17 protein-coding genes are annotated in these 24,777 nt (G+C 69.4%); 10 read left to right on the forward strand and 7 right to left on the reverse strand.

The features are described from left to right. Positions 1-160: 160 nt before the first annotated feature. The 4 genes from ABDJ40_RS07165 to ABDJ40_RS07180 all read left to right on the forward strand — a co-directional run bounded on the left by ABDJ40_RS07165 (position 161) and on the right by ABDJ40_RS07180 (position 5,892). Positions 161-2,083 carry a PrkA family serine protein kinase gene (locus tag ABDJ40_RS07165; RefSeq protein WP_347608103.1) on the forward strand — a complete coding sequence of 641 codons (1,923 nt, stop codon included), beginning with the start codon at positions 161-163 and terminating at the stop codon, positions 2,081-2,083. A 122-nt stretch (positions 2,084-2,205) separates the two neighbouring features. Then, positions 2,206-3,486, forward strand: coding sequence for a YeaH/YhbH family protein (locus ABDJ40_RS07170; RefSeq protein WP_347608106.1), 1,281 nt, complete (start codon positions 2,206-2,208; stop codon positions 3,484-3,486). Between the two features lie 95 nt (positions 3,487-3,581). After that, entirely contained in the window at positions 3,582-5,090 is a 1,509-nt protein-coding gene (locus ABDJ40_RS07175; RefSeq protein WP_347608478.1) for a SpoVR family protein, read from the forward strand. A 31-nt stretch (positions 5,091-5,121) separates the two neighbouring features. Continuing rightward, the gene (locus ABDJ40_RS07180; protein WP_347608109.1) at positions 5,122-5,892 is read left to right on the forward strand and encodes a substrate-binding periplasmic protein; all 771 of its coding nucleotides are present in this window, start codon (positions 5,122-5,124) and stop codon (positions 5,890-5,892) included. An 18-nt stretch (positions 5,893-5,910) separates the two neighbouring features. On the opposite strand, the gene ABDJ40_RS07185 is transcribed toward ABDJ40_RS07180, so the two are convergent. Beyond that, a complete protein-coding gene (locus ABDJ40_RS07185; protein ID WP_347608111.1) occupies positions 5,911-7,341 on the reverse strand; it encodes an FAD-binding oxidoreductase in 1,431 nt (476 codons plus the stop codon). A gap of 154 nt (positions 7,342-7,495) precedes the next feature. Between ABDJ40_RS07185 and ABDJ40_RS07190 the strand changes: the two genes are divergently transcribed. The 4 genes from ABDJ40_RS07190 to ABDJ40_RS07205 all read left to right on the forward strand — a co-directional run bounded on the left by ABDJ40_RS07190 (position 7,496) and on the right by ABDJ40_RS07205 (position 9,705). Then, positions 7,496-7,729 carry a hypothetical protein gene (locus ABDJ40_RS07190; RefSeq protein ID WP_347608114.1) on the forward strand — a complete coding sequence of 78 codons (234 nt, stop codon included), beginning with the start codon at positions 7,496-7,498 and terminating at the stop codon, positions 7,727-7,729. Between the two features lie 64 nt (positions 7,730-7,793). Continuing rightward, the gene (locus ABDJ40_RS07195) at positions 7,794-8,387 is read left to right on the forward strand and encodes a cob(I)yrinic acid a,c-diamide adenosyltransferase (RefSeq protein ID WP_269630674.1); all 594 of its coding nucleotides are present in this window, start codon (positions 7,794-7,796) and stop codon (positions 8,385-8,387) included. A gap of 19 nt (positions 8,388-8,406) precedes the next feature. Then, positions 8,407-8,673, forward strand: coding sequence for a hypothetical protein (locus ABDJ40_RS07200; RefSeq protein ID WP_347608116.1), 267 nt, complete (start codon positions 8,407-8,409; stop codon positions 8,671-8,673). 81 nt (positions 8,674-8,754) lie between these two features. Continuing rightward, complete coding sequence (locus ABDJ40_RS07205; protein WP_347608118.1) at positions 8,755-9,705, forward strand: IS481 family transposase; 951 nt, start codon at positions 8,755-8,757, stop codon at positions 9,703-9,705. Here the strand turns inward: ABDJ40_RS07205 and ABDJ40_RS07210 are convergent. The 4 genes from ABDJ40_RS07210 to ABDJ40_RS07225 form a co-directional block, all read right to left on the reverse strand. After that, complete coding sequence (locus ABDJ40_RS07210; RefSeq protein WP_347608120.1) at positions 9,702-10,544, reverse strand: hypothetical protein; 843 nt, start codon at positions 10,542-10,544, stop codon at positions 9,702-9,704. The genes ABDJ40_RS07205 and ABDJ40_RS07210 overlap by 4 nt on opposite strands. Beyond that, entirely contained in the window at positions 10,541-11,563 is a 1,023-nt protein-coding gene (locus tag ABDJ40_RS07215) for a hypothetical protein (RefSeq protein ID WP_347608122.1), read from the reverse strand. The genes ABDJ40_RS07210 and ABDJ40_RS07215 overlap by 4 nt, the downstream gene beginning before the upstream one ends. Before the next feature lie 303 nt (positions 11,564-11,866). Further along, positions 11,867-13,177 (reverse strand): ABC transporter permease, encoded by a 1,311-nt coding sequence (locus ABDJ40_RS07220; RefSeq protein ID WP_347608125.1) that lies wholly within the window; start codon positions 13,175-13,177, stop codon positions 11,867-11,869. A gap of 14 nt (positions 13,178-13,191) precedes the next feature. Next, positions 13,192-14,148 (reverse strand): ABC transporter ATP-binding protein, encoded by a 957-nt coding sequence (locus ABDJ40_RS07225; RefSeq protein ID WP_347608128.1) that lies wholly within the window; start codon positions 14,146-14,148, stop codon positions 13,192-13,194. A 131-nt stretch (positions 14,149-14,279) separates the two neighbouring features. Here ABDJ40_RS07225 and ABDJ40_RS07230 point away from each other — a divergent pair, with 131 nt between their 5' ends. Beyond that, a complete protein-coding gene (locus tag ABDJ40_RS07230; protein ID WP_347608131.1) occupies positions 14,280-16,250 on the forward strand; it encodes a peptidase U32 family protein in 1,971 nt (656 codons plus the stop codon). A 268-nt stretch (positions 16,251-16,518) separates the two neighbouring features. Next, positions 16,519-19,164: a sensor histidine kinase gene (locus ABDJ40_RS07235; protein WP_347608134.1), complete on the forward strand. Its 2,646-nt coding sequence runs from the start codon at positions 16,519-16,521 to the stop codon at positions 19,162-19,164. 279 nt (positions 19,165-19,443) lie between these two features. Here ABDJ40_RS07235 and ABDJ40_RS07240 read toward each other — a convergent pair whose 3' ends face one another. After that, positions 19,444-20,406, reverse strand: a complete 963-nt coding sequence (locus tag ABDJ40_RS07240; RefSeq protein ID WP_347608137.1) for a LysR family transcriptional regulator — start codon at positions 20,404-20,406, stop codon at positions 19,444-19,446. A 14-nt stretch (positions 20,407-20,420) separates the two neighbouring features. After that, positions 20,421-24,410 carry a phosphoribosylformylglycinamidine synthase gene (purL, locus tag ABDJ40_RS07245; RefSeq protein WP_347608140.1) on the reverse strand — a complete coding sequence of 1,330 codons (3,990 nt, stop codon included), beginning with the start codon at positions 24,408-24,410 and terminating at the stop codon, positions 20,421-20,423. Positions 24,411-24,777: the final 367 nt, after the last annotated feature.

The following is a 24,777-nucleotide window of genomic DNA, read 5'->3' on the forward strand; positions in this document are numbered from 1 at the left end:
TTTCGAGGACTGCCGGATCCCCCGCTGCACGACGCTGCTGACCAGCGCTGATGCTCGGAAAGCTCTGATGACGCCTTGCCCCAGGACGTCACCAGAACTTCCCGGACGATGCCGGATGTCATATGCCCGGCATCGCCTCCAACGAACATAGGAGGTCAGCATGGACGTGATCAGCAACTACACCGCACGCTACGAGCGCAGCCGGATCGAAGAGCTCTCGCTCGAAGAGTACCTGGCCGAGTGCAAGCGCAATCCCCTCGCCTACGCCACCGCCGCGGAGCGCATGCTCAGGGCCATCGGCGAACCGCAGATGGTGGACACGCGCAACGACCCACGGCTCTCGCGCATCTTCGCCAACAAGACCATCAAGCTGTACCCCGCCTTTGCCGAGTTCTACGGCATGGAGGAGGCCATCGAGCAGGTCGTCAGCTACTTCCGCCACGCCGCACAGGGCCTGGAGGAAAAGAAGCAGATCCTCTACCTGCTGGGCCCGGTGGGCGGCGGCAAGAGCTCCATCGCCGAGCGGCTCAAGCAGCTGATGGAGCAGGTGCCCTTCTACGCGCTGAAGGACTCGCCGGTGAACGAATCGCCGCTGGGCCTTTTCGACCCGGTGGAGGACGGCCCGCTGCTCGAGAAGGAGTTCGGCATCCCCAGCCGCTACCTCAACCGCATCCTCTCGCCGTGGGCCGTCAAGCGCCTGGACGAGTTCGGCGGCGACATCCGCAAGTTCCGCGTGATCAAGCGCTACCCCAGCGTGCTCAAGCAGATCGGCGTGGCCAAGACCGAGCCGGGTGACGAGAACAACCAGGACATCTCCAGCCTGGTCGGCAAGGTCGACATCCGCAAGCTCGAGACCTACGCGCAAGACGACCCCGATGCCTACAGCTACAGCGGCGGCCTGTGCCTGGCCAACCAGGGCCTGCTGGAGTTCGTGGAGATGTTCAAGGCGCCCATCAAGGTGCTGCACCCGCTGCTGACTGCCACGCAGGAAGGCAACTTCAAGGGCACGGAAGGCTTTGGTGCCATTCCCTTCGACGGCATCGTGCTGGCGCACAGCAACGAGAGCGAATGGAAGACCTTCCGCAACAACAAGAACAACGAGGCCTTCCTCGACCGCATCTACATCGTCAAGGTGCCTTACTGCCTGCGTGTCAGCGAGGAGATGAAGATCTACGAGAAGCTGATCCGCGGCTCCTCGCTCGCCGAGGCCAAGTGCGCCCCGGGCACGCTGAAGATGATGGCGCAGTTCGCGGTGCTGACCCGGCTGAAGGAGCCGGAGAACTCGACGCTCTACTCCAAGATGCAGGTCTACGACGGCGACAACCTCAAGGACACCGACCCGCGCGCCAAGAGCCTGCAGGAGTACCGCGACTACGCCGGCGTGGACGAGGGCATGAACGGCATCAGCACGCGATTTGCCTACAAGATCCTCTCCAAGGTCTTCAACTTCGACCCCAGCGAGGTCGCGGCCAATCCCGTGCACCTGATGTACGTGCTGGAGCAGCAGATCGAGCGCGAGCAGTTCTCGGGCGAGCTGGAGCAGAAGTACGTCGGCTTCATCAAGGAGGCGCTGGCGCCGCGCTATGCGGAGTTCATCGGCAAGGAGATACAGACGGCCTACCTGGAGAGCTATTCCGAGTACGGCCAGAACATCTTCGACCGCTACGTCACCTACGCCGACTACTGGATCCAGGACCAGGAGTACCGCGACACGGACACCGGCGAGGTCTTCGACCGCTCGGCGCTGAACGCCGAGCTGGAGAAGATCGAGAAGCCCGCGGGCATCAGCAACCCCAAGGACTTCCGCAACGAGATCGTCAACTTCGTGCTGCGGGCCCGCGCCAACAACGCCGGCAAGAACCCGGCCTGGACCAGCTACGAGAAGCTGCGCACGGTGATCGAGAAGAAGATGTTCTCCAACACCGAGGAGCTGCTGCCCGTGATCAGCTTCAACGCCAAGGCCAGTGCCGAGGAGGCCAAGAAGCACGAGAACTTCGTGCAGCGCATGGTCGACAAGGGCTACACGGCCAAGCAGGTGCGCTTGCTCTGCGAGTGGTACTTGCGCGTCCGCAAGAGTAGTTGATGGTCCACCCCCTACGCGCTTCGCGCGCCCCCTCAAGGGGGCGGGCCCAGAGGCCCGGCAAAGCCGGATCCTCGGGCCCCGCTCGGGAAGAGCGTGCAGGGCGGAGCCTTTGAAGGACAGACATGCTGCAGCAGATCATCGATCGACGGCTTTCGGGCAAGAACAAGTCCATCGGCAATCGCGAGCGGTTTCTGCGTCGACACAAGGACCAGATCCGCGAGGCGGTGCGGCGGGCGGTGGACGGGCGTGGCATCCGGGACATGGAGCGCGGCGAAGAGGTGCACATCCCCAAGAAGGACCTCAGCGAGCCCGTCTTCGGCCATGGCGAGGGCGGCACCCGCGAGGTGGTGAGGCCGGGCAACCGGGACCACGTCAAGGGCGACCGCGTGCCCAAGCCCCAAGGCGGGCAGGGCCAGGGCCAGGGCAGCCAGGCCAGCGACTCCGGCGAGGGCGAGGACGACTTCGTCTTCCACCTCAGCAAGGAAGAGTTCATGCAGGTCTTCTTCGACGACCTGGCCCTGCCCAATATGGCCCGCACCACCCTGGCCGAGACGCCGGAATGGAAGAGCCACCGCGCCGGTTTCACCAGCGACGGCACGCCCACCAACCTGCATGTGGTGCGCTCCATGCGGGGCGCGCTGGGGCGGCGCATCGCGCTGGGCATGGGCAAGCGGCGCGAGCTGCATGAGCTGGAAGAGCGGCTGGCCCTGCTGCTGCGCGAGCTGCCCGCACATCCCGAGAACAAGCCGCTGATCGAAGACACCGAGGCCCGCATCGCCCTGCTCAAGGGGCGTATCGAGGCCATCCCCTTCCTCGATCCCATCGACCTGCGCTTCCGTTCGCGGGTCAAGGTGCCGGTGCCCACCACGCGCGCCGTGATGTTCTGCCTGATGGACGTCTCCGGCTCCATGGACGAGGCCCGCAAGGACCTGGCCAAGCGCTTCTTCATCCTGCTCTACCTCTTCCTCACGCGGCACTACGAGAAGATCGAGGTGGTCTTCATCCGCCATCACACGCAGGCCCAGGAGGTGGACGAGCAGAACTTCTTCCACGCCACCGAGACTGGCGGCACCGTGGTGTCCTCGGCCCTGGTGCTGATGGAGCAGATCATCCGCGAGCGCTACTCGCCCTCGGAATGGAACATCTACGGCGCCCAGGCCAGCGATGGCGACAACTGGCACCACGACAGCGGCCGCTGCCGCGAACTGCTCACCGACAAGATCCTGCCCCTGTGCCGCTACTTCGCCTACGTGCAGGTGGCGGAAGCCGAACAGAACCTCTGGGAGGAATACGCCAAACTGGCCGACGAGGTGCCGCAGTTCGCGATGCGCAAGGCCGTGGAAGTGAACCAGATCTACCCGGTCTTCCGCGACCTGTTCAAGAAGGAAGGAGCCTCCGCATGAACCGCTCTCCCGATCTTGAAAACCGCCGCAGCACCGGCCTGGCGGCCAATCGCCACGAATGGGGCGGCCGCCGTTCCCCGCCTCCCCTGCGCCAGATGAAACCCCTCGAGAAACGACCGGACCGCCCCCTGCCCGCCCCCAGCGACTGGACCTTCGAGCTGATCCACGAGTACCACGAGGTGATCCGCCAGACCGCCGAGCGCTATGGCCTGGACACCTATGCCAACCAGCTGGAAATCATCACCGCCGAGCAGATGATGGACGCCTACGCCTCCGTGGGCATGCCGGTGAACTACCGGCACTGGAGCTACGGCAAGGAGTTCATCGCCACCGAGCGCAACTACAAGCGCGGCCAGATGGGCCTGGCCTACGAGATCGTCATCAACTCCGACCCCTGCATCGCCTACCTGATGGAGGAGAACACCATGGCCATGCAGGCCCTGGTGATCGCCCATGCCTGCTACGGCCACAACAGCTTCTTCAAGGGCAACTACCTCTTCCGCATGTGGACGGACGCCTCGTCCATCATCGACTACCTCGTCTACGCCAAGAACTACGTGGCCGAATGCGAGGAGCGTCATGGCCTGGACGCGGTGGAGGCTGTGCTCGATTCCTGCCACGCCCTGATGAACCACGGCGTGGACCGCTACCGGCGGCCTGCCAAGCTCTCGCTGGCCGAGGAGCGCAACCGCCTCAAGGACCGCGAGTCCTACGCCCAGCAGCAGATCAACGACCTCTGGCGCACCCTGCCCCGCCGTGCCGACAAGGACGCCGAGGCCCAGGCCGCCCGCCGCTTCCCCGAGGAGCCGCAGGAGAACCTGCTGTACTTCATCGAGAAGAACGCACCCCTGCTGGAGCCCTGGCAGCGCGAGATCGTGCGGATCGTGCGCAAGATCGCCCAGTACTTCTACCCGCAGCGGCAGACTCAGGTGATGAACGAGGGCTGGGCCACCTTCTGGCACCACCGCCTGCTCAACCAGATGTACGACGACGGCTACCTCACCGACGGCATGATGATCGAGTGGCTGAAGTCGCACACCAACGTCATCGCGCAGCAGCCCATGGCCAACCTGAATCCCTATGCCCTGGGCTTTGCGATGTACACCGACCTCAAGCGCATCTGCGAGGCCCCCACCGCCGAGGACCGCCAGTGGTTCCCCGACATCGCCGGCAGTGACTGGCTGCCCACGCTGCAGCACGCCATGCGCAACTTCAAGGACGAGAGCTTCATCGGCCAGTACCTGAGCCCCAAGCTCATGCGCGACTTCAAGCTCTTCGCCATCCTCGACGATGAGAAGGAGAAGGAGTACCTGATCTCCGCCATCCACGATGAAAGCGGCTACCAGCATGTGCGCGAGGCCCTGTCGCGCCAGTACGACCTCTCCACCCGAGAGCCCAACATCCAGGTATGGAACGTCAACCTGCGCGGCGACCGCTCCCTGACCCTGCGCCACACCCAGCATCTGGACCGCCCGCTGCACGAGGGCGCCCAGGAAGTGCTCAAGCATGTGGCCCGGCTGTGGGGCTTCGGCGTGCAGCTGGAGAGCGTCAACGGCAAGGGCGAGGTGAGCAAGCGCTGGACCGTGCCGGCGCCTGCACATTGAGCACGGCGCCTTCCCTCAGGAGGCCCTGAGCATGGGTGCCTGGGCCGCACGGGCCTGCACGCTGGCCATCCTGGCCCTGAGCCTGAGCCTGGCTGCCGAGGCCGCCGCACCACCGCTGCGCCTGCTGGTGACCACGGGCGCCAGCCTCCCCTTCGCCGACATCAGCCAGGGCAGCGGCGAGGCCCGGCTGCAGGGCGGCATCATCCATGACTGGGGCCTGGCCCTCGCGCAGCGCCTGGGGCGCGAGGCCCGCTTTCTCCTGATGCCCACGCGCCGTGTGGGTCAGCAGCTGCGCGAAGGCGGTTTCGACGTGCAATGCTTCGAGAACCCCCAGTGGTACAGCGCGCAGGACGAGGCCTGGATCGAGTGGCTGCCGCGGCCGCTGATGGAGGTGGTCGAGGAGCTGGTGAGCCTGCCCGGCACGCCCCTGGTGCGGCATCTGGAGCAGCTGCAGGGCCGGACCGTGGGCGTGGTCACCGGCTACCGCTATCCGCTGCTGGACCCGCTGTTCGAGGCCGGCCGCCTGGAGCGCAGCCTGGCGCACAACGAAGGGCGCCTGCTGCTCATGCAAAGCCTGGGTCGTGCCGACTACAGCGTGATCAGCCACCTGCAGTTCGCCTACGCCCGGGCGCATGACCCCCGGCTGCGCATCCTGGTGACCTCGCCGCTGGAGGTCTCGCGCACGGCCCTGTACTGCCTGCGCCAGCGCAGCTCGCCCATCCCGCTGTCCGAGCTGGCCTCAGCCCAGCAGGCCCTGCTGAGCGAGGGCCGGCTGGAGGAGATCCTGCGCCGCTATCGCTAGCGGCCCTGCCCACCGGGCCTAGCCGGCCGCCTGGCCGGGAAAGATCTTGCCCGGATTCATGATGTCCAGCGGGTCCACCGCCCGCTTGAGCGTGCGCATGAGCTCCACGGCCTCCGCGCCGGCCTCGTCCAGCAGGAAGTCCTGCTTGTGCAAGCCGATGCCGTGTTCGCCCGTGCAGGTACCACCCAGGCGAAGGGCGCGTGCCACCATCTGCGCTGACAGGCGCTCGGCCGTCTCGCGCTCGGCCGGCAGGGCCGGGTCGATCAGGTAGCCCATGTGGAAATTGCCGTCCCCCACATGCCCCACGATGAAATAGGGCAGCCCCGAGGCCTGCACCTCGGCCACCGACTCGTTGATGCTTTCGGCCAGGCGCGAGATGGGCACGCAGGTGTCCGTGGTGACGCAGCGGCAGCCGGGCTTCATCTGCAGGGCCGAGAGGTAGGCGTGGTGGCGGGCCGTCCACAGCCGGGTGCGCTCCTCGGGCGTGCTGGCCCACTCGAAGTCCTCGCCACCGCAGTCGCGGGCAATCTCCTGCACCGTGCCGGCCTGTTCGGCCACGCTGGCGGCCGAGCCGTGGAACTCCATCAGCAGCATGGCCGATTCCCGCAGGCCCAGGTGGTCATGCGCGTTGACGGCGCGCACCGTGTGGGCATCCAGCAGCTCGCAGCGGGCGATGGGCACGCCCATCTGGATGATCTGCATGGTGGTCTGCACGGCCGCATCGATGCTGGGGAAGAAGCAGATCGCCGCGGACACCGCCTCCGGCAGCGGATACAGCCGCAGCGTCAGCTCGGTGATCACGCCCAGCGTGCCCTCGCTGCCCACGAAGAGCCGGGTGAGGTCATAGCCCGCGCTGCTCTTGCGCGCCCGAGAGCCCGTGCGCACGACGCCACCACCCGGCGTGACCACGCGCAGGGCCAGCACGTTCTCGCGCAGCGTGCCGTAGCGCACGGCATTGGTGCCGCTGGCCCGCGTGGCGGCCATGCCACCCAGCGAGGCGTCGGCGCCCGGGTCGATAGGAAAGAACAGGCCCTGGTGGCGCAGCTCGTCATTGAGCCGGTGGCGCGTGACGCCGGGCTGCACCGTCACCGTCAGGTCCTCGGCCTGGATGGCCAGGATGCGGTTCATGCGCGAGAGGTCCAGGCTGATGCCGCCCTGCACCGCAAGCAGATGACCTTCCAGCGAGGTGCCCGCGCCGTAGGGAATCACCGGCACCGCGTGCTGCTGGGCCTGGGCCAGCACGAAGGCGACCTCCTCCTCGCTCTCGGCGAAGAGGACCAGCTCCGGCGGCTCCACGTCGAAGGGGCTCTCGTCCCGGCCATGCTGCTGGCGCACCGCCAGCGACTCGACGCAGCGCGCGCCGAAGCGTTCACGGCAGGCCTGCTTCAGCAGCTCGGGCACGGCGCGGCGCGGGCCGTTCAGGGCCGTGGGCAGGGAGGCATGGGTCATGGCGGAACTCCGGCATTGCTTCGACGGGCATTCTAGGAATCGGTGCTGAACCGCGCCTGAACGGGCCGGACCTGCGCTGGCGCAAGTGCGAAGGCTTGAAGCCCAGGCGCGCCCGTGCCACCATGGTCGCACGACAGCCGCACGAGGAGCTTTCATGACGACTTCGAGTTGGATCCTGCTGATCGCCGTCGTGGCCCTGGCCCTGCTGGGCCTGTGGCGGCGCGACATGCTGGCCCTGCTGGTCCAGAACATCATGAACGCCTTCCGTGCGCCCGCCACGCCTGCGGCACCGGCGGGCCATGAGCCCAAGCCCCATGGCGAGGGCGCCCATGGGCACCCGGCCCGTCCCCAGCGGCCCGACTTTCACCGCAGCGGACGCAGGGGCTAATCCGGGCACCCGGTCGGTCTGAGGCAAGATGCGGGCCTCATCAACAAGCCCGCTCCCTGTCATCATGGCCAACCGACTTTCCCAGATCGCCACCCGCACCGGAGATGACGGCACCACCGGCCTGGGCGATGGCACCCGCGTGCCCAAGGACCACCTGCGTGTCCAGGCCATGGGCGATGTGGACGAGCTCAACTCCACCCTCGGCGTGCTGCTGGCCGAGCTGCTGCCCGAGGACGTCCGCGAGCTGCTGATCACCATCCAGCACGAGCTCTTCAACCTGGGCGGCGAGCTGTGCATGCCCGGCTACAGCCTGCTCAAGGAAGACGCCGTGCTGCGCCTGGACGAGGCGCTGGCCCACTACAACGCCCATCTCCCCCGCCTCAAGGAATTCATCCTGCCCGCCGGCACCCGCAGCGCCGCCATCGCTCACGTGGCCCGCACCATCGCGCGCCGCGCCGAGCGGTCCGTGGTCCACGCCCTGCACCAGGGCGAGAAGATCGAGGCCGCGCCCCGCCAGTACCTCAACCGCCTCTCCGACCTGCTCTTCGTGCTGGCCCGCGTGCTCAACCGCGCCAACCTCGATGGCAAGGGCGGAGACGACGTCTACTGGCACAGCGAACGCCTGCAGCGCCAGCAGGACGAGCCCGGGCAGGCCTGAGCACGGCCCTCAAGGTCCCGTGCTGCGCATCCTGCTCTTCGCCCTGGGCGGCACGGGCCTGCTGGCCCTGAACAGCCGCCTGGAACACCTGCACCACCCTGTGCCGGCCTGGCTGCTGCTGGGGCTGTTCCTGCTGCTGTGTGCTGCCACGGGCATGGGCCCCTTCGGCGAGGACGATGAAGCGGAGGCGTCCAGCCCGCTGGGCCATGCCCTGCGCCTGTTCTTCTTCGGTGGCGTGGGCCTGGGATCGCTGGTGCTAGGCGGCCTAGGTGTGAAGCTTCAATAGGTTGTATCCGGTGTTCATCCGGATTGGGTTTGAGAGACTGGAAGTCGCCAAACACCCAATCCACTCCAGAGCCAACACCGGATGAACAGCCATAAGCATGCCCGACTTACGTACGCCCGCCGCATCGAGATGGTCAAACAGATGACCGCAGGCGTTCTCAGTGCCCCTGAAGCTGCCGCTGCCCAAGGCGTGACGGCGCCCACCGCCAGGAAGTGGCTGGGGCGCTATCTGGCCGGCGGTGAGGCCGCTCTGGCCGATGTCTCGTCGCGTCCGGCGCACTCGCCGCGTAGCATCGATCCGGCCAAGGCACTGCTCATCGTTGAACTGCGACGCAGGCGCATGTTGCAGTCCAGCATCGCGCGCAGCGTGGGCGTGTCGGCCTCGACAGTCAGCCGCGTGCTGGCACGAGCCGGACTGTCCAAGCTCAGCGACCTGGAGCCCGCACAGCCTGTGGTGCGCTACGAGCGCGAGGCGCCAGGCGAGCTGCTGCACATCGACACCAAGAAGCTCGGACGCATCGTGCGCCCGAGCCACCGCGTCACAGGCAATCGGCGCGACTCGGTGGATGGCGCGGGCTGGGAAACGCTGTTCGTCGCAATCGACGATCACGCCCGGCTGGCCTTCACGGCCATGCATCCGGACGAGAAGAAGGCGCAGGCGGTGCAGTTCCTGAGAAACGCCGTGGCCTACTACGCCAGGCTGGGGGTCTGCGTGCAACGGCTGCTCACCGACAACGGCTCGGCCTTCCGCTCACGCGAATTCCGCCAGGCCTGCCTGGAGCTCGGCATCAAGCACACGTTCACCAAGCCTTACCGCCCCCAGACCAATGGCAAGGCCGAGCGCTTCATCCAGTCGGCTCTGCGCGAATGGGCCTATGGCTGGACGTATCAGAACTCGGCCCAGCGCACTGAGGCCTTGGCCCAGTGGCAGCATCACTACAACTGCCATCGTCCGCATAGCGGCATCGGCGGTCTGCCGCCCATCTCCAGGCTCAATTCGTCAAGAAACAACCTCTTGACGCTTCACACCTAGTCCAGCGTGAGGCGCAGCCCGGCCACGAGCCGCCAGTCCGACTGGCGGTAGGCCGGCTGCGAGACGGCCAGCAGGCGCCCGGAGTCCATCCGGACCGCCACGGGTTCGCCCGCGCGGCTGCGCAGGCTTTCCCAGCGCCAGCCCAGCCAGGGCTGCCAGCGCCCGGCCTGAGGCGCGGGGCTGAGGGTCCAGGCCAGGGCCAGGGACGACCAGCGACCCTCCTCCAGCCGGACGGTCGTGGCCCCGAAGGCCTCGCCGTCCAGGCTCAGGCGCGCCCGCGGGCCGCTGTCCAGCCAGGCTTCCCAACGGCCCTGCCAGGCCGCGGGCAGCTCATGCTGCCAGCGCGCACCCAGGCCCAGCCGCCAGCGATCACGACTTTCCTCGTAGCCCTGCACGGCCCCTACGGAGGCCAGCGCGCGGCGGCTGTCGGGCTCCCAGCCCAGGCGGGCGCCCACAGACCAGGCGCTGCCTTCGAACGGGCGCCAGGCCTGCAGCTGCAGGCGCTGGGAGCGCACGCGGCTCTGGGTGCTCAGGGGGACGCCGGTCGTGCTGCGGCCCTGGTAGTCCCGCGTGCCGGACTCGAGATCCAGCTGCGCCACCCAGTGCAGCCCTGCACAGGGGAGGCCGACGGCCAGGGAGGCCGCACGCAGGGTGCCACGCTCCTGCAGCAGCCGCTCCCCGCTCGCGCCCTCCTCGTGCCAGCGGCTGGACTGGGCGCCCAGGCCCAGGTCCAGCTGCGACGGCACGCAGGCGGCCTGCACCGCCGGGGCCAGGAAGGCAAGACCTGGCACCAGCCTCCGCCACAGGCCCTGGGGCGAGGGCGTCGGGCCCGTGCTCATCCCTGCAGTTCGGCCCAGGACTTGGTGGTGCTGGTCTCGAAGACGTTGTCGCCATTGGCGTCCAGCTCGAGCAATGCCCTGCCGCTGCCTTGCACCGTTACGCGCACCTGGCTGCCATTGGCTCCCTTGACCAGGACCTGGCCGCTGCTCGGGTAGCCGAGCGACGACTCCTGCACCAGCGCCACCGGCGTGGACACGGTGATGTCACGCGACTCCAGCGCCGTGCTGTTCACCGTGCCGCCGAAGGTCAGCGTGGCGCGATACCCGAAGCCGCTGGCCACCGTGCTCACGTTCAGGTTGAAGCCGGTGATGCTGGACTGGAAGCTGCTGCCCGCCACCGTGCCGCTGGTGGTGAAGGACGGGATGCTCATCGCCACCGAGGTGACGTTGACGCCGGTGGCCGCGATGGTCATCTGGAATTCGCCCTGGCCGGTCACGGTGCCGCTGGAGGAGGTCACGCGCAGATTGCCCAGCTTGACGCCGATGGTGGCGCTGTACTGGCTGCTGCCGAAGTTGCCGGTGACGGCCTTCAGCGAGTAGTCCATGGTGCCGTCCAGCGTGCCCCCGGCTTCCTTGCAGGCGGAGGCCTTGATGGCCATGCTGTCGCCGGAATCGAGGAGCTGGTTGCCGTTGGCGTCATTGATGGTGACCTCCACGCTGCCGCCCAGGCTGCAGGTCTGCACCACGGTGGTCGTGGCACCCTGCACCATGGCCGTGCCCTGTGCCTGCTTGAAACGCTCGGCCAGGCGCAGGGCCTGCTGCTGCGCAACCCACAGGGGCTGCGGCAGGGTCTGGGCGTCGACGCCCAGCACGTTGCCGGCCCCCGCGCTCATCATGTAGGTGCCGGCGCCCACGCCCTGCGCAGCCACCGTCTGGTAGTTGCTGCTGGTGATGGCCAGCGGTTGGCGGCCGGGCTGAGGTTCCGTGCCGCCACCGCCACCTCCGCCGCCACAGGCGCTCAGCAGCAGAGCCGTCGTCAGAAGGGAAAGGCTGGAAGGCAAGAGACGCTGGGTATTCATGGGATCCTCCCTGGATCACAGACGGGTTGAGGGAACGTTTCGGTGAAAAGGCGCGAGGCAGTGTAGGCCGCCGGCGGACGCTCGAGTCGTCCCCCCGAGGGGGGCCTGAGCGGCGCCTCGGCCGGATCAGGCCAGCGTGTCCGGCCCGGGTGCAAACGAGCGATGACGCGCATCAGCGCAACGCCCGCCGGGACGCCCGGGATGACACCCGCGCGCTGGCGCCTTGTGCCACCCGGGCGATTGGCGCACATCCGGCACGCCGCCTTGCTGAGCAGGGTCAGGTCTTGCCCCGGCCCCGGCGGCTCACTCGCGCCAGCGGAATCGCCAGAGGGCCAGGCCGGTGAGCAGGAGGGCGCTGCCGAACAGCACCGCCGCCGCGAGCGCCGCCGTGCCGAGGCCCTGGCCGCGCCAGGTCATGGCATCCAGGCCGTCGACGGCCCAGCGGAGCGGCACCCAGAGGGTCAGGTCTTGCAGCCAGGCCGGGAAGACGAAGCTGGGAACCCAGGCGCCGCCCAGCATCACCAGCATCAGCGAGGCCATGATGGCCAGGCCGCGGGTGGCCTCCGGCGAACCGCCCATGGCCGCCAGGGCCAGGCCGAAGCCCGCGGTGAAGGCGCCCATGCCCAGCACCACCAGCAAGAAGCCCGCCAGGCTGCCCTGCACGCGGAAGCCGAACAGCGCCATGCCCGCGGCCATCACGACCAGCAGCACGACCGAGGCGATGATCCAGATGCTCAGGAAGTGGCTGCCCAACAGCAGCCCCCTGGACAGCGGTGCAGCGCGCAGACGCTGCCACATGCCGCTGCGCCGGGCCATCAGCAAACCCACGCCCAGCTCCACGCCCAGCATCAGGACGAACTGAACCCCCATGCCCGAGAAGCTGTGCGCATAGCCGTTGTAGCCAGCCTGCCCGGCGCTGAGGGCCCGGGTCTTCAGCGCATACGGCAGGCTCAGCACCTCGCCGGGCGAAGCGCCGCCCGGCGCGTCACCGGATGCCGCCGTGGCCACCCCCTCACCCGGCTGCGGCGTCTGCAGCTCGTTCACCGTGCGGGCCAGGACCTTGAGCTGCTCGCGGCGCAGGGGCGGGAGCTCGCTCGCCTCGAGCTCCGATTCCAGGGTCGCCAGCCCTCCGGCGCCCGGTCCCGACTTGAAGCCCTGCGCCAGGGTCTCGCGCATCGCATGCTGGGCCAGCAGGCCCTCCAGCAGCTGGGCCGACAGGGCCTCGCTCGGGTCGTACCACAGCTGCACCTCGGGCAGCTGGCGGCGGTCCCACCAGCGCGAGGCCTGCGTGCCGAAGCCGGCCGGCATCAGCAGGGCCGCACGGCGCTCCCCCTTGCGGACCGCGGCCTCGGCCTCGGCGCGCGTCATCACCTGCACGGCCAGCTTGCCGTCCTGCTGCAGCTGCTGGCCGATGCGCTGGCTGAGCGCGGAGCCGTCTTCGTCGACCCACGCGACCTTCAGCCGCGCCATCTCCCGGTCCCCGCTGCCGCCGAAGAGGCTGCCGAAGAAGGTGGCAATCAGGACGGGCATCAGCAGATGGGTGATCAGGGCCTTGCGGTTCTTCAGGTACAGCTGCAGCTGGGTGCGCACCAGCGCGATCAATGCATGCATCATGGTCGTCCCCTCGCTCAATCGCGCAATTGACGTCCCGTGAGGGACAGGAAGAGCTGCTCCAGGCTGGGCCGCTCGGTCTGCAGGCCCTGCAGGCCCAGGCCCTGGCCGGCCAGGCACTGCAGCACCGCCGGAAGGCCTTGCACCAGCGAGGCCAGCTCCAGGCGCAGCTGCTGCGGGCGTTCGCCGCCGGCCAGCAGCTGCACGCCGGGCAGCCGGCCCAGGGCCTCGGCCAGGCCCGCCGGCGGCGCCCGGTCGAGCTCCAGGCAGACTGTGGGCACCAGCACGGCCGCATCCAGCAGCTCCCGGGTGCGACCGGAGGCCACCACCTGGCCGTGGTCCACGATGAGCAGGCGGTCGCACAGGCGCTCCGCCTCCTCCATGTAGTGCGTGGTGTAGAGCAGGGCCTTGCCGGCGTCGCGCAGGGCCAGCAGGGCCTCGAAGATGGCGTTGCGGCTCTGCGGGTCGACGCCCACGGTGGGCTCGTCGAGGATCACGATGGCGGGATCGTGCAGCAGGGCGCAGGCGATGTGCAGGCGGCGCTTCATGCCGCCGCTGAACTCGGCCACCGTATCGCCGGCGCGGTCCCGCAGGCCGGCGATGTCCAGGGCGGCGTCCACCCGCTGCGCCAGGCGCTGACCGGACAGGCCGTACAGGGCCGCGAAGGCGCGCAGATTGCTGGCCGCGCTGAGCGTCTCGTGCAGGGCCAACTCCTGGGGCACCAGGCCCAGCAGGCCCTTGCGTGGGTCGGCATCGCCCCGCACGGGCTGGCCGTCGATCAGGCAGTCGCCGCCGTCCGCCTCGATCAGACCCGCGATCATGGACACCGTGGTGCTCTTGCCCGCGCCGTTGGGCCCCAACAGGCCGAGGATCTCACCGCGCCGCAGGCTCAGGTCCATGGACCGGACCACCTCCTGTGTACCGTAGCGCTTGCGCAGGCCGCGTGCCTGCAGGATCACCGAGGGATCGCTCATGCCGTCACTCCATGAAAAGTCTGGATGGACGCAGTCTAGGCAGCCGCCCCGCCGCCGGCGCCTGCCGTGGGGACGAACGGTCAGCCCGTGCGATGAATCGACAGCCACAGGGCGCCGATAAAATCGAGGCCATGAGCGCATCGCCCAAGCACCTCGAACTCCTGGCCCCGGCCAAGACCGCCGACATCGGCATCGAAGCCGTCAACCACGGCGCCGACGCCGTCTACATCGGCGGCCCCGGCTTCGGCGCCCGGCACAACGCCAGCAACGAGATCCAGGACATCGAGCGCCTGGTGCGCCACGCCCACCGCTACGGCTCGCGCATCTTCATCACCCTCAACACCATCCTGCGCGACGACGAGCTGGAGGATGCCCGCCGCATGGCCTGGCAGGTCTACGAGGCCGGCGCCGACGCCCTGATCGTGCAGGACATGGGCCTCACCCAGATCGACCTGCCGCCCATCCAGCTGCATGCCAGCACCCAATGCGACATCCGCACGCCGGAGAAGGCCCGCTTCCTGCAGGACGCCGGCTTCTCGCAGGTCGTGGCCGCCCGCGAGCTGACTCTGCCGCAGATCCGGGCCATGGCCGAGGCGCTGAGCAGCGCGCAGCTGGAGTTCTTCATCCACGGCGCCCTGTGCGTGGCCTACAGTGGCCAGTGCTTCATCAGCCACGCCCACACCGGCCGCAGCGCCAACCGCGGTGACTGCTCGCAGGCCTGCCGCCTGCCCTACGAGGTGCTCGACGCGCAAGGCCGCATCGTGGCCCACCAGAAGCATGTGCTCTCCATGAAGGACAACGACCAGAGCGCCAATCTGCGCGCCCTGGTCGATGCCGGCGTGCGCAGCTTCAAGATCGAGGGGCGCTACAAGGACATGGGCTATGTGAAGAACATCACCGGCCATTACCGGCAGCTGCTGGACGCGATCCTGGAGGAACGCCCCGGCCTGGCGCGGGCCTCCAGCGGCCGCACCCGCCTCTTCTTCACGCCGGACCCCGACCGCAGCTTCAACCGCGGCAGCACCGACTACTTCGTCACCGGCCGCAAGGAAGACATCGGCGCCTTCGACACCCCCAAGCACGCCGGCCTGCCGCTGGGTTGGGTCGGCAAGGTCGACGGCGAGGGCTTCGAGCTGGAGCTCGACGAGGGCGTGAGCCCGCTCAACAACGGCGACGCCCTCACCTACCTGGACCTGCAAAAGGAGCTGGTGGGCCTGCGCGTCAATGTGGCCACGCCGCTGGATGCGAAGGGCCGCCGCTGGCGCGTCGAGCCCAACGAGACCATGGAGCAGCTGAAGGACCTGCGCCGTGGCGTGGCCCTGTCCCGCAACCGCGACATGGCCTGGGACCGGCTGCTGGAGAAGAAGTCGGCCGAGCGCCGCATCGCCCTGGACCTCAGCCTCATGGAGACGCCCGAGGGCCTCGCCCTGCAGCTGACGGACGAGGACGGCCATGCCGCCTATGTCGAGATGCCCCTGGACAAGCAGCCCGCGCAGCAGGCCGAGCGGGCCGAGGCCAGCGCGCGCGAGGCTCTCGGCAAGCTGGGCACCACGGTCTTCGAGGCGCGCGAGCTGAGCCTGCTGTGGTCGCACCCCCTGTTCGTGCCGGCCAGCCAGCTCAATGCCCTGCGCCGTGAGGCCGTCGAGCAGCTGGAGGCTGCGCGCCTGGCCGCCCTGCCCCGCCTGCCGCGCGCCCGGCCGGTGGAACCGCCGGTGCCCTATCCGGAGGACACGCTCTCCTACCTGGCCAATGTCTTCAACCACCCCGCGCGCGACTTCTATGCCCGCCACGGCGTGCGGGTGATCGAGGCCGCCTACGAGAGCCACGAGGAGCACGGCGAGGTCAGCCTGATGATCACCAAGCACTGCGTGCGCTACTCCCTGTCCCTGTGCCCCAAGCAGGCCAAGGGCGTGACCGGCGTGCAGGGCACGGTGCGGGCCGAGCCCCTGCAGCTGGTCAACGGCAAGGAGAAGCTCACCCTGCGCTTCGACTGCAAGCCCTGCGAGATGCACGTGGTCGGCAAGATCAAGAAAAGCGTGCTGCAGCAGCTGCCGGCGGCCCCCATCCAGTTCTACAGGGCCCGGCCCAAGACCGCGCACTGAACTGAGCACCGGGTGGCGCTCTGGGTGGCGCACAGAGCGGCGCACAGAGCGGCACGTCAGGCCCGCCCCCCGCCCAGGCCAGCGCGGGATGCCCTGCCGGACGGCGGCGCCCGCCCCTGAAGGCTCGCCGTGAAGCCCGGCACGCCCCCCGCGTTGACACGCTGCGCGGCGGGACCAGCCTGTGATACCGTGGGCCGGACCCCTGCTTCCCCTGCAGTCCGGCATGTCGCTTTCCGATCTCCATCCCCGCGCCCGAGAGGTTCCGGCCATGGCTGAGGCCCTGCCGCACCGCCTCTTTCGCGGCTGGATCGCCCTGGGCACCGGCTACTGGCCGGTGGCGCTGAGCCTGGTGCTGAGCCTGCTGGTCTGCGCGACCCTGGCGCGCCTGGATGCCCGACAGGCCGCCGAACAGGAGCGCCAGCACGTGGCCGGGCAGCTGGACCTGCTGCGCAGCCGCCTGGAGCTGGCGGCCCGCAACACCTTCGCCCCCAGCCAGTCGCTCGAGGCCATGATCCAGCTCGATGGCGCGATCAGCGAGGCCCGCTTCGCGCTGCTGACGGAGAAGGCGCTCAAGCTCTATCCCCAGGTCCGCAGCATCGCCATCGCCCCCGACGACGTGGTGCGCCTGGTCTACCCGCTGCCCGGCAATGAACGGGCGCTGGGGCTGGACTACCGCAGCGTGCCCGCGCAATGGCGCCAGGTGCAGCAGGCGCGCGAAAGCCAGTCGGCCGTGCTGGTGGGCCCGGTGCAGCTGGTGCAGGGCGGCCAGGGCCTGATCCTGCGCAATCCCGTCTTCCTGCGCGCCCCGCCGCCCGCGCCGCCGCGGTACTGGGGCATGGTGTCGGTGGTAGCGGACCTGGACCGCTTCATGGCCGATGCCGGCCTGGGCGCCCATCCCGAGCTGCACCTGCTGCTGACGGAATCCAAGGGCGGCAAGGAAGCCGGGCGCCTGATCTGGGGCCAGTCCGCCCTGCTGAAGCAGCCGCCGCGGGACCTGGTCCAGCAACGGGTGGAGGTGCCGGGCGGGCAGTGGCTGCTGGCCGCCCAGCCTGCCGATGGCTGGCTGGACCAGCCCTTCCGCTGGGACTCGCCCGAGGTCCTGACCGCGCTGGCCGCCGGCACCGTGCTGAGCCTGCTGCTGGCCCTGCTGGTCTGGCAGAGCCGCGTCCTGCAGCAGCGCAACGGAACCCTGGCCCGCGAGATCCAGGAAGGCCAGCTGATGCGGGCGCAGCTGGAGGAATCCCAGGCACGCTTCCGCAGCATGGCCGCCCTGGCCTCCGACTGGGTCTGGGAGCAGGACGAGCAGCTGTGCTTCACCTACATCTCGCGCATCGCCGAGGAAGCCACGGAAGTGCAGAGCAGCTCGGTGCTGGGCCATCACCGCTGGGACTCCCCCGCCCTGCTGCCCGGCACCGACTGGGAGGCGCACAAGGCCCTGCTGGCGCGCCGCGAGCCCTTCCGCGACTTCGAATATGCGCAGCGCACGCCCGACGGCAGCGTCCGCCATGTGAGCATCTCGGGCGTGCCCTTCTTCGATGCCGAGGGCCGTTTCAAGGGCTACCGCGGCACCGGGCGCAACATCACCCCGTCCAAGGAAGCCGAGGCCGCCCTGCGGCGCTCGCAGCTGGAGCTCAGCACGGCGCGCGACCGCCTGCAGGCCGTGCTGGACGCGGCCCAGGAGGTCGCCATCATCGCCACCGACATGGCCGGCCACATCCTGCTCTTCAACCGCGGCGCCGAGCACATGCTGGGCTATGCCGAGGCCGAGCTGCTGGGGCGCTCACCAGCCTGCCTGCATGACCCGGGCGAGGTCCAGCAGCGTGCGGCGGAGCTGAGCCGGCTGCGCGGCACCACCGTCGAGGGCTTCGAGACCTTCGTGCTGCTAGCCCGCGAGCTGGGCAGTGAGACGCGCGAGTGGAGCTACCTCCGCAAGGACGGCCGCCGGCTGTGGGTCTCGCTGAGCGTCAGCCATGTGCGCGCCCGGGACGGCCAGGCCATCGGCTATCTGGGCGTGGCGCGCGACATCAGCGCCCAGCGTGCCGCCGAGACCGAGCTGCGCCAGCTCAACGCCGAGCTGGAGTCCCGCGTCCAGCAGCGCACGCTGGAGCTGCGCGAGGCGCTGCGCAACCTCAAGGAGGCGCAGGACGGCCTGCTGCGTTCCGAGAAGCTGGCCGGCCTGGGCTCCATGGTGGCTGGCGTGGCCCACGAGCTGAACACGCCCCTGGGCAACTGCCTCACCACGGCCTCGACCCTGCAGGAACGCACCGATGAGATCCGGCAGGAATTCGGCAGTGGCCAGATGCGGCGCTCCTCGCTGGAGGCCTATCTGCTGGAGGCCGGCCAGGCCTGCGACATCATGCTGCGCGGCCTGGGCACGGCCACCGAGCTGGTCAGCCACTTCAAGCAGCTCTCAGTCGACCAGACCAGCATGCAGCGGCGCAGCTATGCGCTGGAAGCCGTCGTCGGCGACGTGATCAGCCTGCTGCGCGCCCGCTGGAAGACCACGCCCTGGCTGCTGGAGTCCGAGCTGGACCTCACGGACCCGCTGGAAGGCTATCCCGGGCCGCTGGGCCAGGTGCTGGGCAACCTGCTGCTCAACGCCCTGCTCCATGCCTTCGAGGGCCGCGAACAGGGCCGCGTGAAGATCAGCGCCCGCAGCCTCGGCGCCAGCGACTACCTGCTGGTGGTGGAGGACGACGGCATTGGCATGAGCGAGGAGGTGCGGCGCCGCGCCTTCGACCCCTTCTTCACCACCAAGATGGGCCGCGGCGGGACGGGGCTGGGCCTGAACATCGTCTACAACCTGGTCAGCACGGTACTGGGGGGCAGCATCAGCCTGCACAGCGAGCCCGGCCAGGGCAGCCGCTTCGAGATCCGCCTGCCCAAGGTGGCGCCCATCGTGACGATGGTGTGAACGGGGCAGGCAAGACCTGCCCCCCGCAGGAGCCGGTCGCGGCCCCGGCAAAGAACGGGGCCCCGCCGCATCTGCCGCGGGGCCCGTCCGCGGAAGGATCAGCCTCCACTGTCCCTCCCCTGCCCGCATCCAGGCCGACGCCTTGGTCACGTCAGCCGGACTGCCCCTGCAAGCCGGGGCGGCGGGACTCCTCTCTCCTGAGCTACGACTGCCGTCGTGCGCGCATTGCAAGGCCTGCCGCACGGGCGCGCAAGCAAGATGCCGGAGCGGGCATGGGCCTCATGCCTGGGCGGCATGGACCTCGGGGAGGGGCTGGGCGAAGTGCCGCGCCACCAGAGCCCGCAGCCAGCCGACGGCCGGGTCCTGGTCCTGGCGGCTGTGCCAGTACTGGTGGACGACGATGGGCGGCAGCGGCAGGGGGCAGGGCAGCAGGCGCAGGCCCGGCAGCTGGGCCATCTGCCGGGCGATCTGCTCGGTGGCCGTGAAGATGTGGTCGGACTGCGCCACGATGAAGGGCGCGGTCAGCAGCGAGTGCACCCGCAGGCCGATGGCGCCCTCACCCGCCGTCTGGACGATGGCCTGCTCCACCCGACGGTAGGCATGCTGGGTGTCGCTGATCGAGGCCACGACGTGCTTCTCGGCGCAGAATCGCTCCAGGGTCAGGTCTTGCCCGATGCGCGGATGGCCCGCGCGCACGAGGCAGCAGTGCCCCACGCTGTACAGCGCCTGCGAGCTGAGCCCCGGCCGCTGGGCCTGGTAGGCCGACAACACCAGGTCGATCTCGCCGGAGGCCAGCAGGCCGCCCAGCGCGTCGCCGGCCAGGGGCACCACCTCCCAGCGCACGCCCGGGGCGCTGTCTCGCACCGCAGCGAGCAGGCGGGGCATGAAGTGGATGGCGCCGACCTCGGTGCAACTGATGCGGAAGGTGCGCGAGGAGCGCGCCGGATCAAAGCCCGAGGGCGCGCGCAGGCGCTCCTGGACCAGGCCAACCAGCTGCTGCACGTCAAGCGCCAGGCGGCGCGCCAGCGGCGTGGGCCGCATGCCCTGCTTGCTGCGCACGAAGAGCTCGTCGCCGTAGTAGCGGCGCAGCAGGCCCAGGGCCTTGGACAAGGCCGGCTGGGTCATGCCCAGCTCCTGCGCCGCGGCGGTCAGACCGCCCAGGCGGTGGATGGCCTCGAAGGCCCGGAAATGCTGGAGCTCGGGCGAACGGCCGCCGCCCTCGGGCATCGAAGGCGGCAGCACGCGAGCCACCCCGATCAGCCCAGCCAGCGGCGCGCGTTGCGGAACATGCGGGCCCAGGGGCTCAGGGCTCCCAGATCACCGGAGGTCCAGCTCATCTGCGCATTGCGGAAGACGCGCTCCGGGTGCGGCATCATGACCGTGAAGCGGCCGTCGGCGGTGGTCACCGAAGTCAGGCCCTCGGGGCTGCCGTTGGGATTGAAGGGATAGGCCTCGGTCGGCTGGCCGTGGTGGTCCACGAAGCGGGCCGCGCGCACCACCTGGGCGGCATTGCCGCGCTGGGCGAAGTTGGCGAAGCCCTCACCGTGGGCCACGGCCACCGGCAGGCGGCTGCCGGCCATGCCCTGGAAGAAGAGGCTGGGGGATTCCAGCAGCTCCACCATGGCCAGGCGGGCCTCGTACTGCTCGCTCTGGTTGCGCGTGAACTTGGGCCAGGCCTCGGCGCCCGGGATCATGGGGGCCAGGGCCGCCATCATCTGGCAGCCGTTGCACACGCCCAGCGCGAAGCTGTCAGAGCGGGCGAAGAAGGTCTGGAACTGCTCGGCCAGCACCGGGTTGAACATCACCGAGCGGGCCCAGCCCTCGCCGGCGCCCAGGGTGTCGCCATAGGAGAAGCCGCCGCAGGCGATGAAGCCCTTGAACTGCTCCAGACTGACCTTGCCGGACTGCAGGTCGCTCATGTGGACGTCATAGGTGTCGAAGCCGGCCAGGGCGTTCACATAGGCCATCTCGACGTGGGAGTTGACGCCCTGCTCACGCAGGATGGCCAGCTTGGGGCGCGCACCGGTGGCGATGAAGGGCGCAGCCACGTCCTCGCTCGGGTCGAAGCTCACGTGCACGTGGCGGCCCGGGTCCCCGGCACGGCCCACGGCCTCGTGCTCGGCATCGGCGCAGGCCGGGTTGTCGCGCAGGCGGGCGATCTGCCAGGAGACACCGTCCCATTCCTTGTGCAGCATCTCCAGCGGCGCGTCGAAGACCTTCTTCGCGTCACGCCAGACCTCGACCACGCCGCGGTCATTGGGCTTGCCGATGACGTGCGCATGCCTGGACAGGCCATGCTGGCGCAGCACCTGGAGGACGGCATCGCGATCCTCGGTCTTCACCTGCAGGACCACGCCCAGCTCCTCGTTGAACAGGGCCTTGAGCGCCAGTTCCTCGCGGCGGGCGCTGACCTGGCGGGCCCAGTTCTTCGAATCGCCGACGTCGGCCCGGCTGTCCGAGACGCCGTCGCCCTCGGTGATCAGCATGTCGACATTGAGGCTCAGGCCCAGGTGGCCGGCGAAGGCCATCTCGCAGGCCGCCGTCCACAGGCCGCCATCGGAACGGTCGTGGTAGGCCAGCAGGCGGCCCTGGCCGCGCAGCTCGTTGACGGCCGCCACCAGCGACTTGAGCAGGGCCGGGTCGTCCACGTCGGGCACGGCGCCGCCGAACTGCTGCAGGGTCTGGGCCAGGATGGAGCCACCCATGCGATGCCGGCCCTGGCCGAGGTCGACCAGGATCAGGCTGGTGTCGCCCGGCTGCAGCTGCGGGGTCAGGGTGCCGCGCACATCGGGGAGCGTGGCGAAGGCCGAGACGATCAGCGAGACGGGCGCGGTGACCTGGCGGGTCTCGCCGCCGTCGCTCCACTTGGTGCGCATGGACAGGGAGTCCTTGCCCACCGGGATGGACACGCCCAGCGCCGGGCACAGCTCCATGCCCACAGCCTTGACGGTGTCGTAGAGGGCGGCGTCCTCGCCGGCCTCGCCGCAGGCGGCCATCCAGTTGGCGGACAGCTTCACGCGGGAGAGCTCGATGGGCGCCGCCAGCAGGTTCGTGATGGCCTCGGCCACGGCCATGCGGCCGGAGGCGGGGGCGTCGACGGCGGCCAGCGGCGTGCGCTCACCCATGCTCATGGCCTCGCCGCGCAGGCCCTTGAAGTCGGCCAGGGTGACGGCGCAATCGGCCACCGGCACCTGCCAGGGGCCGACCATCTGGTCACGGTGGTTCAGGCCGCCCACGGTGCGGTCGCCGATGGTGATCAAGAAGCGCTTGGAGGCCACGGTCGGGTGGCGCAGCACCTCGATGGCCGACTGCTGCAGCGTGGCCTGCGAAAGGTCCAGAGCGGCCGTGCTGCGCTGCACGCGGTTCACCACGCGGTGCATCTTGGGCGGCTTGCCCAGCAGGGTGTCCATGGGCATGTCGATGGCGCGCTCGCCGCCGGGGCCGTCTTCCAGGATCAGCTCTCGGGCCTCGGTGACCACGCCGACGACGCCGAAGGGGCAGCGCTCGCGCTCGCACATGGCCGTGAACATCTCCAGGCTCTCGGGGGCGATCGCCATGACGTAGCGTTCCTGGCTCTCGTTGCACCAGATCTCCTTGGGCGCCAGGCCGGACTCTTCCAGCGGCACCTTGCGCAGGTCGAAGATGGCGCCACGGCCGGCGTCATTGACCAGCTCGGGGAAGGCGTTGGAGATGCCGCCCGCACCCACGTCGTGGATGGCGAGGATGGGGTTCTTGTCCGCCAGGCCCCAGCAGTGGTTGATCACCTCCTGGGCGCGGCGCTCGATCTCGGGGTTGCCGCGCTGGACGGAGTCGAAGTCCAGATCGGCGGTGTTGGTGCCCGCGGCCATGGAGCTGGCGGCGCCACCGCCCATGCCGATGCGCATGCCCGGGCCGCCCAGCTGCACCAGCAGCGTGCCGGCGGGGAACTCGATCTTCTTCGTGAGGTCCGAGCGGATGGCGCCGATGCCGCCGGCGATCATGATGGGCTTGTGATAGCCGCGCACCACGCCGTCGACTTCCTGCTCGTAGACGCGGAAGTAGCCGCCGAGGTTGGGCCGGCCGAACTCGTTGTTGAAGGCCGCACCGCCGATGGGGCCCTCGATCATGATCTGCAGCGGGCTGGCGATGTGCTCGGGCTTGCCCACGCCGCCCTGCTCCCAGCGCTCGGCCAGGCCGGGCAGGTGCAGGTTGGACACGGAGAAGCCGGCCAGGCCGGCCTTGGGCTTGGCGCCGCGGCCGGTCGCGCCTTCGTCGCGGATCTCGCCGCCGGCGCCCGTCGAGGCGCCCGGGAAGGGCGAGATGGCCGTCGGGTGGTTGTGCGTCTCGACCTTCATCAGCACGTGCGAGGTCTCGGCACGGGCGTGGTACTTCGGCGCGGCGTCATAGCCCTCGGGGATCCAGCGCTCGATCTCGTGGCCTTCCATCACGGCGGCGTTGTCCGAGTAGGCGATCACCGTGTGCTGGGGCGAGAGCTTCTCGGTGTTGCGGATCATGCCGAAGAGGCTGAGGTCCTGCTCCACGCCGTCGATGGTGAACTTCGCGTTGAAGATCTTGTGGCGGCAGTGCTCGGAATTGGCCTGCGCGAACATCATCAGCTCGACGTCGCTCGGGTTGCGCTGCGCGGCGGTGAAGGCGTTGACCAGGTAGTCGATCTCGTCGTCGGACAGGGCCAGGCCGAAGCGGCTGTTGGCCTCGTCCAGGGCAGCGCGGCCGCGGCCCAGCACGTCCACATGCTCCAGGGCCTCGGCGGTCTTCTCGTCGAAGAGGTGGGCGCAGTCCTCGCGGAGGAACAGCACGCTCTCGGTCATGCGGTCGTGCAGCAGCGCGGCGCAGGCGCGCAGCTCGGTCTCGCTCAGGGTCTTGGTGCCGCCCAGCAGGCCCGACTTGAGCGTGATGCGGAACTCGGTGACGCGCTCCACGCGGTGGATGTCCAGGCCGCAGTTGTGGGCGATGTCGGTGGCCTTGGAGGCCCAGGGGCTGACAGTGCCCAGGCGCGGCGCCACCACCACCAGCTGGCCCTCGGTGCCGCCTTCGTAGCCTTCACCGTAGCTCAGCAGCGCGGCCAGCTTGTCCTGCACGCCGGCCTGCAGCGCGCTGTCCGTCCAGACCCAGTGCACGTGGCGGGCCACCAGCCCCGTGATGCGCTCGTTGATGGCCTGCAGGCGCGGCAGCAAGGCCTGGGCGCGGAAGGCGGAAAGAGCGTTGCCGCCCTCGAAGTGGGTCAGGTGCTTGGAGGTGGATGCCATGGATGCTGGACTTGCGCGCCGGAGCGCGTGAGGTTGGGGCGCGGCCGCCGGGCAGGCGGACGGCTTGAAGCGCGGGATTTTACCGAGGCTTGGGCCGGATTCCGCTCGGGGCCTGGCTCAAATCAACGCGCAAACGTTAGCGCTCACGGTGGGCCGCCTGAAGCCTGGCGTCGGGCCCGGATCTCATGAGCCGAGCTGCGCCGCGCGGGTCCAGCAAGGGCCGCCGGGCGACCGCCCCGGCCGGCGCCCCCCCTCGCCCGGCACACCGCAGACCCCCACACGCCGGCTCGTCCGACAACTGTCAGACCTGACACGGCGCGTCGCTGGAGTCCGGGATAGGCTGCCGTGGCCGTGCTTTCAATAATGG

The sequence above is a fragment of the Roseateles flavus genome (genome assembly GCF_039872765.1).
Classification (GTDB): domain Bacteria; phylum Pseudomonadota; class Gammaproteobacteria; order Burkholderiales; family Burkholderiaceae_C; genus Roseateles_B; species Roseateles_B flavus.